The 13,883-nt window shown below is 41.0% G+C and carries 14 protein-coding genes; 3 read left to right on the forward strand and 11 right to left on the reverse strand.

Annotated elements, in window-relative coordinates; all coding sequences use genetic code 11:
- Positions 1-117: 117 nt before the first annotated feature.
- Together GO009_RS14210 and GO009_RS14215 are read right to left on the reverse strand one after the other, a co-directional pair.
- Complete coding sequence (locus GO009_RS14210) at positions 118-606, reverse strand: DUF6265 family protein (protein ID WP_163627023.1); 489 nt, start codon at positions 604-606, stop codon at positions 118-120.
- A 33-nt stretch (positions 607-639) separates the two neighbouring features.
- Positions 640-1,338, reverse strand: a complete 699-nt coding sequence (locus tag GO009_RS14215) for an SIMPL domain-containing protein (RefSeq protein ID WP_163627025.1) — start codon at positions 1,336-1,338, stop codon at positions 640-642.
- Between the two features lie 123 nt (positions 1,339-1,461).
- Here GO009_RS14215 and GO009_RS14220 point away from each other — a divergent pair, with 123 nt between their 5' ends.
- Complete coding sequence (locus GO009_RS14220; protein ID WP_163627027.1) at positions 1,462-2,598, forward strand: glycerate kinase; 1,137 nt, start codon at positions 1,462-1,464, stop codon at positions 2,596-2,598.
- Here the strand turns inward: GO009_RS14220 and GO009_RS14225 are convergent.
- The 4 genes from GO009_RS14225 to GO009_RS14240 form a co-directional block, all read right to left on the reverse strand.
- Positions 2,595-3,197, reverse strand: coding sequence for a GNAT family N-acetyltransferase (locus GO009_RS14225; RefSeq protein WP_163627029.1), 603 nt, complete (start codon positions 3,195-3,197; stop codon positions 2,595-2,597). The two genes, GO009_RS14220 and GO009_RS14225, sit on opposite strands and share 4 nt — an antisense overlap.
- Positions 3,198-3,404: 207 nt before the next feature.
- Entirely contained in the window at positions 3,405-3,875 is a 471-nt protein-coding gene (locus GO009_RS14230; protein WP_163627031.1) for a hypothetical protein, read from the reverse strand.
- Positions 3,876-3,934: 59 nt separating this feature from the next.
- Positions 3,935-4,429 (reverse strand): Dps family protein, encoded by a 495-nt coding sequence (locus GO009_RS14235; RefSeq protein WP_163627032.1) that lies wholly within the window; start codon positions 4,427-4,429, stop codon positions 3,935-3,937.
- Positions 4,430-4,657: 228 nt separating this feature from the next.
- Positions 4,658-4,903, reverse strand: a complete 246-nt coding sequence (locus tag GO009_RS14240) for a hypothetical protein (RefSeq protein ID WP_163627034.1) — start codon at positions 4,901-4,903, stop codon at positions 4,658-4,660.
- Between the two features lie 198 nt (positions 4,904-5,101).
- On the opposite strand from GO009_RS14240, the gene GO009_RS14245 reads away from it, so the two are divergent.
- Positions 5,102-5,434 (forward strand): single-stranded DNA-binding protein, encoded by a 333-nt coding sequence (locus GO009_RS14245; protein WP_163627036.1) that lies wholly within the window; start codon positions 5,102-5,104, stop codon positions 5,432-5,434.
- Positions 5,435-5,575: 141 nt separating this feature from the next.
- Positions 5,576-5,983 (forward strand): hypothetical protein, encoded by a 408-nt coding sequence (locus tag GO009_RS14250; protein ID WP_163627038.1) that lies wholly within the window; start codon positions 5,576-5,578, stop codon positions 5,981-5,983.
- Between the two features lie 337 nt (positions 5,984-6,320).
- On the opposite strand, the gene GO009_RS14255 is transcribed toward GO009_RS14250, so the two are convergent.
- The 5 genes from GO009_RS14255 to metG all read right to left on the reverse strand — a co-directional run bounded on the left by GO009_RS14255 (position 6,321) and on the right by metG (position 13,857).
- Positions 6,321-7,163, reverse strand: coding sequence for a phosphatase PAP2 family protein (locus tag GO009_RS14255; protein WP_163627040.1), 843 nt, complete (start codon positions 7,161-7,163; stop codon positions 6,321-6,323).
- Positions 7,164-7,193: 30 nt separating this feature from the next.
- Complete coding sequence (locus GO009_RS14260) at positions 7,194-8,096, reverse strand: histone deacetylase (protein WP_163627042.1); 903 nt, start codon at positions 8,094-8,096, stop codon at positions 7,194-7,196.
- Entirely contained in the window at positions 8,097-10,229 is a 2,133-nt protein-coding gene (locus GO009_RS14265) for a Tex family protein (RefSeq protein WP_163627044.1), read from the reverse strand. It abuts the gene before it with no gap.
- Between the two features lie 61 nt (positions 10,230-10,290).
- Positions 10,291-11,292 (reverse strand): hypothetical protein, encoded by a 1,002-nt coding sequence (locus tag GO009_RS14270; protein ID WP_163627046.1) that lies wholly within the window; start codon positions 11,290-11,292, stop codon positions 10,291-10,293.
- Between the two features lie 465 nt (positions 11,293-11,757).
- Positions 11,758-13,857: a methionine--tRNA ligase gene (metG, locus tag GO009_RS14275; RefSeq protein WP_163627048.1), complete on the reverse strand. Its 2,100-nt coding sequence runs from the start codon at positions 13,855-13,857 to the stop codon at positions 11,758-11,760.
- Positions 13,858-13,883 lie beyond the last annotated feature (26 nt).

Here is a 13,883-nt window from a genome sequence, read left to right on the forward strand (position 1 = left end):
GTTTCCTTTCTTTGGGGGGATTAAGGGAGGACATCGCACCAGATGCAACAAAGAATTCCATTCTTTTGAAAATTATGGATTTTAAATCCATAGTGGTGTTTATTCGAGCATCAATTATTACTTTCTCTTATAGGCAAAAAGAATTTCTTCTTCATTGCCATCCTCTTCAATAAGGACCCAAACATTCATCTGGTTGTCACTTATCTTTTCCATGGTGAGTCCTTCAAAATATACTTTGTTAGGTTCCAATTTAACCAACTTAAAATCGATGGTTTCGTCCTTTTCTTCCCAACCTTTCATATTGCCATCAAAGTGTTTAAGTTGAAGAATGAGGGAATTGTCCAATTGCTGAATGTGTCCCGATTCATAAAAGGAGACTTTGCCGTTATTCACCATTCGGAACACAAACATCATGGAATTGCCCATGGGCGCACTCCAAATTTCTTCGGCAATACCTCCAAAGGCTTCCCCTTGCCAGTGGCCTTCAATCCAAGAAACATCTTTGAGATTAGCTTTGGGCGATGATCCGCCTTCGGGCAGATGCATGGTTTGTTGCGCGGAAACAAGTCCTGCGCTGAACATAAAAATAAGTGCGATTGATTTCATGATTGGTTTTTTTGATTGATGAAACCCCATCCATTAATTGGACAGGGCGAATTTTACGTTTACAGTGGTCTCTACCCTTATTTTTTCAAAATCGATGTCCAAGGGTTGTGCTTGGCCCATATCTGCGGAAACGGCTTTCATTTCCATCATCGGGGCTTGGTTGTACCGAGGATAATACTGCGAGTTGTCGGCAATATGAATGGCCATTCCCACTTTTTGACCCAATGGTTTTGTTAGGGCTTCAGCTTTTTGCATAGCTTTTTTTACGGCCTTTGTTCGTAGTTCCAGCTCCAGCTCGTCCATTTTGGAGTACTCTGTTTTTTCAATATTGGTGTTGGCGATGTCCAATTGTTCCAAAGCCACCATCACTTCGCCCAATTCTTTTCCAGAATACACGACCAAGGAATATTGCTTGCTTTTGAGTACTTCTTTTTGGCGTAAGAAATATTTTTTAAAGTTGCTGCCCATATCCTTGATCACGAGTTGCTCGTCCAAATCTATGCCCATGGCCTTAAAGCGCTGTGCCATTTGGTTTTCCTGTTCCTCAACGGAAACACGTCCCTTGGTGTCTTTTTCTTGTATAATGATGTTCAGATAGATTTTATCCGGGGTCACCAAGGTGTCCACTTGCGAAGAGGTTTCCAGATAAGGGGTGTCCAAAAAGTTTTTGGATTGGGCAAAGGTTGTCATAGTAATTAAAGCTGTTGCTACAAAGATTATAGTCTTTTTCATGATGTAATTTTATTAAAGTTAAATACTTCTCCCTTATGTTCAAAACCTGTGCCGTACTGTTAATGATGAGGCAATCCATAAAAATGTATGGGTCAACTCAATTAACTTGAGTACATTGTGGGTATGAAATTTATTTTGGCACCCGATAAATATAAGGGTTCGTTAACAGGACGCGAATTTTGTGAAATCGTTGCCCGTGGCATCAAAAAAGTTTTTCCGAATGCGGAAATCATAAATAGGCCTTTGGCCGATGGTGGCGATGGTACCATTGATGTTGTGGCGGACTATCTGAATGCTTCAAAAGTATCCGTAACAGTAAAAGACCCACTTTTTCGGGAAGTTACCACACAGTATTTGCTTTCGGAGGACAAACAAACAGCTTTCATCGAAATGTCCGAAGCATCGGGCTATAAATTGCTCGATACATCCGAAATGAACTGTATGTACACCACAACTTTGGGTACTGGTGATATGATTGCTGACGCTTTGGAACAAGGAGCCAAAAATATTGTTTTGGGTATTGGCGGTAGTGCCACCAACGATGGAGGTATGGGAATGGCCAAGGCTTTGGGCTATTCTTTTTTGGATGCTGATGGAAATGAATTGGAACCCATTGGTAAGCATTTGAGGGATGTGGCAAAGATTGACCGAGAACATGTGAACCCGAAGTTGTCCGATGCTAAAATTCAAGTGGCCTGTGATGTGAACAATCCCTTTTATGGACAAAATGGTGCAGCTCATGTTTATGGTGCTCAAAAGGGTGCATCAACAGAAGAAATAGTGTTTTTGGACCAAGGATTGCAAAGCTTTGCCGAGGTGCTACAATCCACTTTTGATATTAATGTTCAAAAGGTTGCCGGTGCCGGTGCTGCTGGTGGAGTAGGAGGTGGAGCTGTTGCTTTTTTGAATGCCGAACTGGCCTCTGGAGTTGATTTGGTGATGGAACTTGCCAATTTTGATGAAGTGCTGCAAGGAGCCGATTGGGTAATTACGGGTGAGGGGCAGTTGGATGGCCAAACCTTTTCTGGAAAAACCATTAACGGGGTAGTGCAATCCGCCAAAAAGAAGCATATTCCCATAGCGGCATTTTGTGGTTCTATTGATGTTACCATCGAGGAAATGCAACAAATGGGACTGGATTATGCTGTTTCCATTCTCAATCAAGTAGGTGATTTAGATGATGCAAAGGCCAAGAGCGCCGAAAACCTAGAATTGGCCAGTTACAATTTTGCTAATTTGATAAAGTTGAGCAAAGGCTAATCCAAATAACTTTTGCCCATCTTGAATTCCAAGGACTTTTTTACGGTGTTCCATTCACTGTTTAAAATGGAGAATACTACGGTATCCCGAAGATTTCCAGAGTCATCAACGCGATGGTTTCTTAAAATACCATCTTGTTTTGCCCCTAAACGGAGAATGGCGTTTCTGGAGGGATGGTTGTGAAAGTGAGTGCGGAACTCCACGGCTATACAGTTGAGGTTTTCAAAAGCATATTTTAGCAAAAGGTATTTGCACTCGGTATTTATGCCCGTTCGCTGTACTTTCTTGGCGTACCAGGTTGCTCCAATCTCTACTCGTTTGTTTTTTGTATCCACATTCAAAAAGCGGGTGCTCCCCACAATGGTGTTGGTTTTTTTGTTGACGATGGCAAAGGGCAAAGCGTTTCCCTTTTCCTGTTCGGAAAGTGCCACATCCAAATACGAATCTATAGTTTTGGGAGAGGGAACCGAGGTGTACCAAAGCTCCCAAAGTTTTCCGTCTGATGCGGCAAATGCCAAATCCACTTTTTGCGATTTCTGCAGGGGGACAAGCTTTACCAATTCGCCTTCCAATTGAGTGGGACGTAACCAAGAATCCATAGGTTGAAATTAAACCCCAAATATAAGTTTTAATCCCATTAAATGGGTTTAATTCCTTGATGCTCTGCATCGAAATGGGTTAAGGTTTTGTTTGTTTGAATACCATGCAGGCTTGCCCTGTGGTAGTTGATTGTATGCATTTTAACAAAGAAAAAAGCCGGGGAAACCCCCGACCCTTTCATCAATCAAAAAACGAAATTATATCAACTATTCCGATTCAAATTCGTCGATAATAAAGAAGTTTTTGTTCTTCTTGTTCACGATATAATTGCTTTCCAGTACATCGTAATGCATGGTTTTGTCATCTACATTAATATCAAAACCTTTGTCGGTCTGCACTACTTCAAAATCATTGTTCTCGGTACCTTTATATTTTAGCACCATAAAATCGTCGTAGCTTTTATCGGAATCACTGTCAATAGCTACCAATTTGGTAACAAAAGGGGAGGATAGTTTTCTGTCCTGATTGACCATTCCTCTATCCTTACTGTCCAGTGCCATACCGTACTTTCTGCGTTCCATCACTTTTACGCTATATTGTTTTTCTTTTCCATCTTCGGATATGGTAAAGGTCTTAAGCTGTGTGGTAGCCTTCATGACCCCGGAGTTTTGGTTTTGACCATATCCTGCAAATACGGTTAGGGTTGCGAATGATAGTATAGTGAGTAAATTTTTCATAGTATTATTTTTTGTGGTTAATAAATCAGTTTTTCGGATGAATTGTTTATCTCTTACTTTTACTTTAAGTAAGATGTGAACATCCAGTGTCTTTTCTCCAGCTCGGTCATAAACTCGGTCAACATGTTTTCTGTAACAACATCGCCGGTTTCAAGGGCTGCATTTACACCGTCCAGCATACTGTCGTGCAAGATTTCGTAGTCGTGCATCACTTCCCTTACCATTCCCAAGGCAGATAGGTTTTTGTCCTGTTCTTTGATTTTGGAAAGTTCCATGGTTTTCTTTAGGGTAAAGTTGCTTTTTACACCAAATACTCGGATTCTTTCCGCTACGATGTCAATGTTTTCCTTAACCGTGTTATATTCATTTTCAAACTCTTCATGGAGTTCAAAAAAATCCGGGCCTTCAATGTTCCAGTGAAAGTTTCTGAGCTTATTGTAGAATACCTGATAGTTGGCCAGTAATGTATTAAGGCTGACAACAATTTCTGCGGTTTCTAAATAAGTGAATCCCAATTTTTTAAAGGTTTTATTTTTTGCTTTAATAGCTTCCATATAATATGTTTTTGATTTGTTTAATGTAAAAGTACAAGCCAGTGTCCGGGAGGATTGATTGAAACGATGCAAATCTTGATGCAATTGGTTTTTGAATGACTTTTAAGGGGTAAATCAGTATAATTCAAGTCCGAACAGCCATGCCTTAGGTTGTAGTTACCAAAATCACATCAATTAATAAGATGTTCGTATAAAACAGAAAACCAACTATTTAACCAGTTTTAACGTTTATTGGGAAGTATTGTGGTTAGATAGGTCATTTTCCCCTGCAACTATAAAACCTTTGCATAAGGAAAGGTAAATATCTGATGATATATCCATAACGTATTCTTTTTCGCCATTAAAAACTTTTTGAGGCTCCCCGTTTTTAGAGTCATGCTCTTGAATGTATATGGTGTCCAATTTGTCGTAAAGCATTTTGCCTAAACTAAATCTTTTGATCACCGTGTATTTATTAATACTTCGAATGGACATTGGGTTGGGGTTTTTGGTTATTTTTTTGACACTAAAACCATAATTAAGTCACATGTAATTAAGTGTAATCACTTACATACGTTTACAAACGAAAACAAACAATTACAACCCGAATATCATTTTTAAGTGCTTCTAAGTTTGCCCTGTCGGACAATGAGAGTTCGATAAACAATTTTTAAAAACTTAAATCTTACTATTATGAATTCACTTAGAAACAAAGTACAATTGATCGGCAATTTAGGGAACGACCCAGAAATCATCACTTTGGAAAATGGGACCAAATTGGCCAAGTTTTCCATTGCCACCAACGAATCCTATAAAAATGTAAAAGGGGAAAAAGTAACCGATACGCAGTGGCACAATATTGTGGCCTGGGGAAAATTGGCAGAGATAACCGAGAATTTCCTTTCCAAGGGCAAAGAAGTAATGATAGAGGGTAAACTCACCAATCGCTCTTACGAAACCAACGATGGTGAAAAAAGATACATTACCGAAATTAAATGCAACGAATTGTTGATGCTTGGAAAGTAAGTTAAAACAATCCACAACGACTTAAAAGGGGTAATGGCCCCTTTTTTGTTTTTATGTTAGGGTAAATGCATTTTGAGTTGTTACATAACCAAACGCCAGAACTTTAGTAAATGAATAAAGTAATTTTTAAAACGTATTTTAATGAGGATAACAACTCTACTTACGGTACTGTTTGCTTTGGGTCTGGCGACCGTTGTTTCGGCACAGGACAACCCAGTTTCTTTCTATGAAAAACTAGCTCGAAAAGATGCGCAGCTTGAACAATCTTCAACCTTTTCCAGTTTAGAAGACGAAAAAGACTTTTGGTACGATCAAGTTCGCTATGAAAAGGATTTAAAGACTCAGGATAGTAAAGCCTACAATATTTATATGAATACAAAAAGGGCAGCCTATTCCGAACATGCAGAGTCTTGTAGAAACCAATGCACACATAGTGACTACTATTACCAACAAGCTAGTTTCTACTTTACATATAAAAGTAATCAAAGCTTATCAAAAGAGGCCATTGGTACAATAGTCCAAGTAGCTTCACCCCGAAGCTTACAATAATATATAAGTCTTTTTAGTTGGTTGATAAAAGCGCCCCGATTTTTTTAAGGGGCGTTTTTTATAGTCAAATAAAAAAAGATATTGGGAATATGGCTACGCCACTTTTTTCATCAAATCAAAGCAAGGACACTTTTTACAGCGTTTTTTTTCGCTTTTCTTATATTTTTCGCAACACTTGGATTTTACCTTGCCCGTTGGCGGTAATTCCCTAAGTTTTGCTTTTTTGAGTTTCTTTTTGTCCTTTTTCTTTCCCATGGATAGAACCGAAATAGGGCACGAAAATAATTATTTTAAATCAATCTAAATAAATAATTAACACAAATATCTTCTCAATGGTTTAAAAATGAAGGGAGAGGCCTAAAGTGTTTGGTCCAAAAGAAAGGTTCCAGCTCACATTTTTTGGCTTTTGGTCATTATACTTTTCATCGTACTTGGAGTCGAGGTATTTGTCGATGGACTCCACAATAAAGATGCTGAGCACTGTACTGAAAGCCACATCGGAAACCCAGTGAAAATCATCCAAAACACGCACAAGCCCCGGAATCATACCAACGGTGTATAGGCCGCCCTTGACCCACGGGCTTTTAAACTGTTTGGCAATCGCGTAGGCGTTGCTAAAGGCCAGCATGGCATGGCCCGAAGGAAAGGAGTCGTAATCGTATACCCTATCCAAATGTAAGGGGTCGAAGGTTGCAGAACCAGCTCCGCTTTTGGGTCGGGCCCTACCAATGATTCGTTTACTTACTTGTTGAAGAAAACCTCCGGCGGTGGCAGAAGAGATCAGGAGCACTCCTGTACGTCTCAGTTTTTCATTCTTGGTGAACAGACCTGCTAGATATACTCCCCCTGTGAGCATATAATTGTTTTCAGGGCTCCCGTACTCATGACCGTAGTCCATGATGACATCCGGTATATCCTGATCAAAACCATTTTTCCATCTGTTGAGTTCATCATCAACGGTAAAAAGAAGCAACGTTCCCCCTGTCAAATAACCAAAATTGGCCCAATCGTTACCTTTCCAATGAAATGGTCGGGAATAGGAATATCCGACTCCGCCGAACATATTCCCAATATCGTAGGTAAAGTTGTTCCAAAGGTTTTTCTCTTTTTTTGGTTGCAATTCTTGACCTGTCATGGAAGTGGTCAATAAAATAAAGGCGATGTATCTAAAAAATTTCATGAGGCTGTAAAACAAAGGTAGTCGTCAAAATTATGCATAAATATCTTGTGCCAGGCGAAAAGTGTTGGCGTGAGCCTCCACTATAATTCTAATCTCAGGCGAATAACCGCCGCCCATGCTACATTGAACAGGAATCTCGGCATCATTACAAGTTTGAAGCACAAAACGGTCCCGTTCCTTGCAACCATCCAATGTCATGGAAAGGGTACCCAATTTATCGGATTCCAAAACATCCACTCCACAGAGGTAGAAAATAAAATCGGGCTGTACTTGCTCCAATAATTCAGGTAAAGTTCTTTTTAGTATGGATAGGTATTCTTTATCCGTAGTACCTTTTTCCAAAGGAATGTCCAAGTCTGAGCTTTCCTTTTTAAAGGGATAGTTGCCCTTGCCATGCATGGAAAAGGTGAAAACAGAAAGGTCGGTCTGAAAGATTTCAGCGGTGCCATTTCCTTGGTGAACGTCCAAGTCTACAATCAAAACTTTTTTGGCCAATTGGTTGCTCAAAAGATAGCGTGCTCCAATGGCTTGGTCGTTCAACATGCAAAAGGCCTCGCCCCTGTTCGAATAGGCATGATGCGTTCCACCCGCAATGTTCATGGCGATGCCATTTTCAAGCGCAAATTCACATCCTTTTATAGTGCCGTCAGCTATGATGCGTTCCCTTTGGACAAGTTCATTGCTCAAAGGAAAACCAATCTTTCTAGCTTCTCTTTTGGATAACTCCAAATTGACCAAATCTTCGAAATAAGCTGCGCTATGAGCTGCCAAAATATGATGATCTTTGGGAAGGGAAGGCTCAAAAAAGTTGTCTTCTGTGCAGGTGCCCTCATAAAGTAATTGCTGTGGCAACAGCTCGTACTTGATCATCGGGAAACGATGCCCTTCGGGCAATGGATGCTTGTAAATGGGGTGATAGGCAATCTTGAGCATTTAAGCACCTTGTTTATGCAATGCCAACTGTATGCGCTTTCGAGGCACGTCCACATCCAATACTTTTACTACCACTTGCTGATGAAGACTTACGTGTTCGTTGACATCCTTTACAAAAGTATCCGATAGGTTGGAAATATGAATCAAGCCGCTCTCTTTGATTCCAATATCCACAAAGCAGCCGAAATTGGTGATGTTGTTGACTATGCCCGGCAACAATTGACCTTCGCGCAAATCGGTGATTTCCTTGATATTTTGGTTAAAAGTGAACACCTTGGCCTTTTCTCGAAGATCCAGTCCGGGTTTTTCCAACTCCTTTACAATATCCTCCAAGGTGGGCATTCCTATGGTGTCAGTGCAATAGGTTTTTAGATTGATACCTTGCAGGGCCGACTTGTTCCCAACAATCTCTTGGGGTGAAACACTTTGGTCCTTCGCCATTTTGGAAACCAAGCCATAACTCTCAGGGTGTACTGCGGAATCATCCAAAGGGTTATCGCCATTTTTGATGCGTAGGAACCCAGCACTCTGTTCAAAGGCCTTGCCGCCCAAGCGAGCTACTTTTTTAATTTCTTCCCTACTTTTGAATGCTCCGTTTTCATTTCGGTGGGCCACAATATTCTCTGCTAGTTTTGGCCCAATGCCCGATACGTAGCTTAACAGCGATACACTTGCCGTGTTGATATTTACTCCAACTGAGTTTACACAGCTTTCCACCACGGTGTCCAAGGATGTTTTTAGTTGGGTCTGGTCCACATCGTGCTGGTATTGCCCAACCCCGATGGATTTTGCATCAATTTTGACAAGTTCAGCCAAAGGGTCCGCCAAACGACGACCGATGGAAACCGCTCCTCTGACCGTAACATCGTAATTGGGGAATTCCTCCCGTGCAATTTTGGAAGCGGAGTAAATGGATGCCCCGGCTTCGCTCACCACAAATACATCAATGTCTTTTTTAAAAGGTACACGCTTCACCAATTGCTCTGTTTCGCGAGATGCCGTTCCGTTGCCAATGGCAATGGCCTCGATTTTATAGGCATCCACCAAGGAGCTTATTTTTTTGATGGCACCCGAACTATCCCGTTGTGGCGGATGGGGATAAATGGTTTCGTTGTGCTTTAAATCGCCCTGCTCGTCCAAACAAACCACTTTGCAGCCTGTTCTAAAACCGGGGTCAATGGCCAAAATGCGTTTTTCACCTAGCGGGGCACCGAGCAATAACTGTTTTAGATTTTTGGAAAAAACCTGAATGGCCGAAGCATCCGCTTTTTCCTTGGCGGTTTTTAAAATTTCTTTGGATAATGATGGGAACAAGAGCCTTTTGTAGGCATCTGTAATGGCCAATTCAATCTGCTCCGCACATGCATTGTTGGATTTGATCAAGCGGCGTTCCATGTTTTGGAGTGCACGGTCATCATCAATTTCGATTTTCACCCGAATGAAGCCTTCTTTTTCCGCACGCATAATGGCCAAAAACCGGTGTGATGGACAGCGGCTCAAGGATTCGCTCCAATCAAAATAATCACGGAACTTTTGGGCTTTCTCGTCTTCTTTTTTGGTTTTAACTACCTTGGTGGTGATCAAAGCGTGCCGCTCTAATTGACCGCGAAGTTGATTTCGGATATCGGTACGCTCATTAATCCATTCCGAAATGATGTGTCGAGCACCCTCAAGGGCATCATCTTCGTTGATGACTTCCTTGCTGAGGTATTGGGAGGCGATGTATTCAATTTCATCGCTCCGTTGCGCCATTATGATTTTGGCCAAAGGCTCCAATCCGTTTTTGCGAGCAGTCTCTGCTTTGGTCTTTTTGCTCTTCTTGAAGGGAAGGTACAAGTCTTCCAAACTGGTCAAATCGGTACAGTTCAGAAATTTGGCTTCCAGTTCCGTGGTAAGGGCATCCTGTTCCTTTACCGCTTTGATGATGGCTGCTTTCCTTTTTTCCAGTGCTTCAAACTGCGCTTTGTACTCCACAATGGAACCAATCTGGACCTCGTCCAAATTGCCCGTACGTTCCTTACGGTATCGAGAAATAAAGGGAACGGTGCAATCTTCGTTTAAAAGTGCCACGGTGTTCTCCACACTTTTTTCCGAAAGATTGGTATGGCGAACGATATAGGGGACAAGTTGCATTCTTAATGTATTTTAAGCAGGGTTGATTTAGGAGGTTTTCATAACCTTGGGCCTGAAAGGATTAAAATTTAAATAAAATGTATTCGTCCTGTTTCTTGTTGTAATAACCCCAGATATATGATTTATTAAATTTAAAAACAGTTTCCGCATCCTTGTTATTTATTTTATCAGCTACTTCCTGTATCTTATCGAAAACGTTTTTTGGAATCTCTCCTTTTTTATGGTTTAAATCTTGGTCGAACAAACACTCGATTCGAGTAGCTTTTGTTGATGAATAACTTCCGTAGGCAAAAAATGTCGGATTAAATGTAACGGTAAAGGCACCAGCGGCTCCTACGGGAAAACCAAAACCGGGCATCATCATGGGAGCACCACCTCTATGTATTTCGCTTTTTGAACCCATGGTAATTATATAGTGGTCATTATGTTTTGTGACTGCAATTCCAATGTCTTCCCTCTCAAGCCTCCTTAAAAACTTACTAGTCTTTTCCATTTCGCGATATTTGCTGTAAGTGCCATTTTCTTGAATTACAGGGGTGTTTTTGAACGAGATTTCTTCTCCTTTTTCAACCGTCACACTTTTTAGCTCCTTTTTACCATCCAGTGATTTTACCGAAAATGTCATTTGATTTTTTGTGGATGCGATGTGAAAAATCTTGTCTTCCAGTATAAATGAATTTGAGTTCGCAGAGGCTTCAGAAAAGGTTGGTTTTTCTATTGATGTTAAAGAATAACTCAAATCTTTTGTGGAAATGTCAATGATGTGAGTATACTCCTCAGTCTCAGCAGTCAATTTAAATCCAGCCTTTTCAGGATACATTTTTACAATTTCGCTTGTAGTTTCAATGGAATTGGGAGATTCGGGGTCAATTTTGTCTACTTTAAATGAGTAGGTGCTTCTGCCTGTTTCTCTTGCTCCTCCCCAAGCCATTATCCTATTGAGGTTTTGCTCGTTTCCAAAATTGTCAATAAACCTTTCTTGTGAAAGATCGAGTGTCTCCTTTGTAAAAGCATTTCCTTCTTCAAAAATGTACAAATTTAATAAGCTGCTTTCCTTGGTCATGGTTATCAGATGAAACTTAGAAACGTTGCTATATCCTTCCACATAAACCTCGTCTTTTAGTTTGAAATCGTAAAGGGTTTCTTTCGTTGTCCCATTTTCAAAATCAAAAAGTACACTTCCAAACCTTTTGTCCTTTTTGTCTTTTAAAAACAATCGGATTTGGTAATTTTTGATGGAGTAACCAATTATTTGATTATATTTTTTTGGAAGTCCTTCCGATGTGAACCTATCAATCAATTTTAGATCTGGAGTGTATAAGAAGCCATACAGTTTATTTTCATCATCTAGGAAAATGGCCAAATTCCCAGTCCGGTCATCAACTATAGTAAAGGCTGTGTGAACCTTTCTACTTCCATCTTTCAAATCGTTGGGTATTTCCAATAATTTTTCTTGTGCGCTGCTAAATTGAACCAATAACAGCAACAACAATAATAGAATTTGATTTTTCATGGAATGAATAACTGATTAATTTATGGTCTCCCCGTTGCTTACGTTTTGTTCATCAGGATTTACAAATACGAGCTTCCCGTCTTTGTCCTCCGTCATCAAAATCATACCCTGACTTTCCACACCGCGAAGTTTTCTTGGGGCCAAGTTGGCAACAACGGTAACTTTTTTGCCCACAATGTCTTCGGGTTTAAAACTATTGGCAATACCCGATACAATGGTTCGTGTGTCCAGACCAGTATCTACCTTCAACACCAAAAGTTTGTTGGCTTTGGGCATTTTTTCAGCTTCGATAATGGTTCCCACACGCATATCGAGTTTGGAAAAATCATCAAAGGTGATGGTGTCTTTTTGTGGCGCTACTTCCTTGTCCATTTGTGCGTTGATTTTTTTAGTGGCTTCCAATTTGTCCAATTGTTGTTGAATCTCTTTGTCCTCTATTTTTCTGAAGAGCAATTCGCTTTTGTTGATGGTGTGCCCAGCGGAAAGCAAAGTTTCGGTTGTGGCAACTCCGTCCCAATCGGTCTCGACTGCGCTCGACCTGACACCGTCTTTGTCATTCTGAGCAACGTGAAGAATCTTTTTCAATTTCTCCGAAGTAAACGGTAAGAAAGGCTCACTCAAAATTGCTAATCCCGTCGCAATCTGAAGAGCAACGTACATAATGGTCTTTACACGCTCTTCATTTGTTTTGATGAGTTTCCAAGGTTCTTGGTCGGCCAAATATTTGTTCCCCAATCGCGCCAGGTTCATCAATTCTTGGCTTCCTTCGCGGAAACGGTAGCGCTCCAAAGAACTGGAAAGGATTTTTGGATACTCTTTCAAATCATTCAAGGCCTGTTTGTCGACCTCGGTGAAGTCTGATGGAGCGGGAACTTCGCCTCCGTAGTATTTATGTGTTAAAACTGCGACCCGGTTTACGAAATTTCCAAAAATGGCCACGAGTTCGTTGTTGTTTCTGGATTGAAAATCCTTCCATGTAAAATCGTTGTCCTTGGTCTCGGGTGCGTTGGCAGTCAAGGTATATCTGAGCACATCCTGCATATCCGGAAACTCTTCCAAATATTCGTGCAGCCAGACCGCCCAGTTTTTTGAGGTGGAAAGCTTATTTCCTTCAAGATTCAAAAACTCATTGGCCGGAACGTTGTCAGGTAAAATATAATCGCCGTTTGCCTCCAACATACTCGGGAAGATGATGCAGTGGAACACAATATTGTCCTTACCGATAAAGTGTACCAATTTGGTGTCCTTGTCCTTCCAATACGGTTCCCAGTCCTTGCCCTCGCGTTCCGCCCATTCTTTGGTGGAGGAAATGTAGCCGATGGGCGCATCAAACCATACGTACAATACTTTACCTTCGCCGCCTTCAACGGGAACGGGAATGCCCCAATCCAAATCGCGGGTCACGGCACGGGGTTTCAGCCCTTCATCTATCCAGGATTTGCACTGTCCGTACACATTGGGTTTCCAATCGGATTTATGTTCTTCCAGAATCCATTTTTTCAAAAAACCTTCGTAGCGGTCCAATGGCAAAAACCAATGTTTTGTCTTTTTTAAAGTGGGAACGGTACCCGTAATGGTCGATTTTGGTTTGATAAGGTCTGTAGCATTGAGCGATGACCCACAATTTTCACATTGGTCGCCATAGGCTTCCTCGTGTCCACATTTGGGACATGTCCCGATAACGAATCGGTCCGCCAAAAACTGTTTGGCCTCGTCATCGTACAATTGTTCGGTTTCCTCTTCGATAAAGTCTCCTTGCTCGTACATTTTTTTGAAGAATTCCGAAGCGGTTTCGTGGTGAATTTGTGCCGATGTTCTGGAATAATTATCAAAGGAAATACCAAAATCAACAAACGATTTTTTGATGACGCTGTGGTACTTGTCTATAATTTCTTTTGGGGTAACGCCTTCTTTTTTGGCCTTCATGGAGATGGCCACACCATGCTCGTCACTGCCACACACAAAGGCGACATCGTTGCCCTTTAATCGTAAGTAACGGGAGTAAATATCAGCAGGAACATATACGCCGGCCAAGTGGCCAATATGGATTGGGCCATTGGTGTAGGGCAATGCCGCGGTAATGGTATATCTAGAAGGAGATGTATTTTGAGCCATTTAGATTTAATTAGGCCCCAAAAATA

The organism is Allomuricauda sp. TY007 (genome assembly GCF_010468565.1).
Taxonomy (GTDB): domain Bacteria; phylum Bacteroidota; class Bacteroidia; order Flavobacteriales; family Flavobacteriaceae; genus Flagellimonas.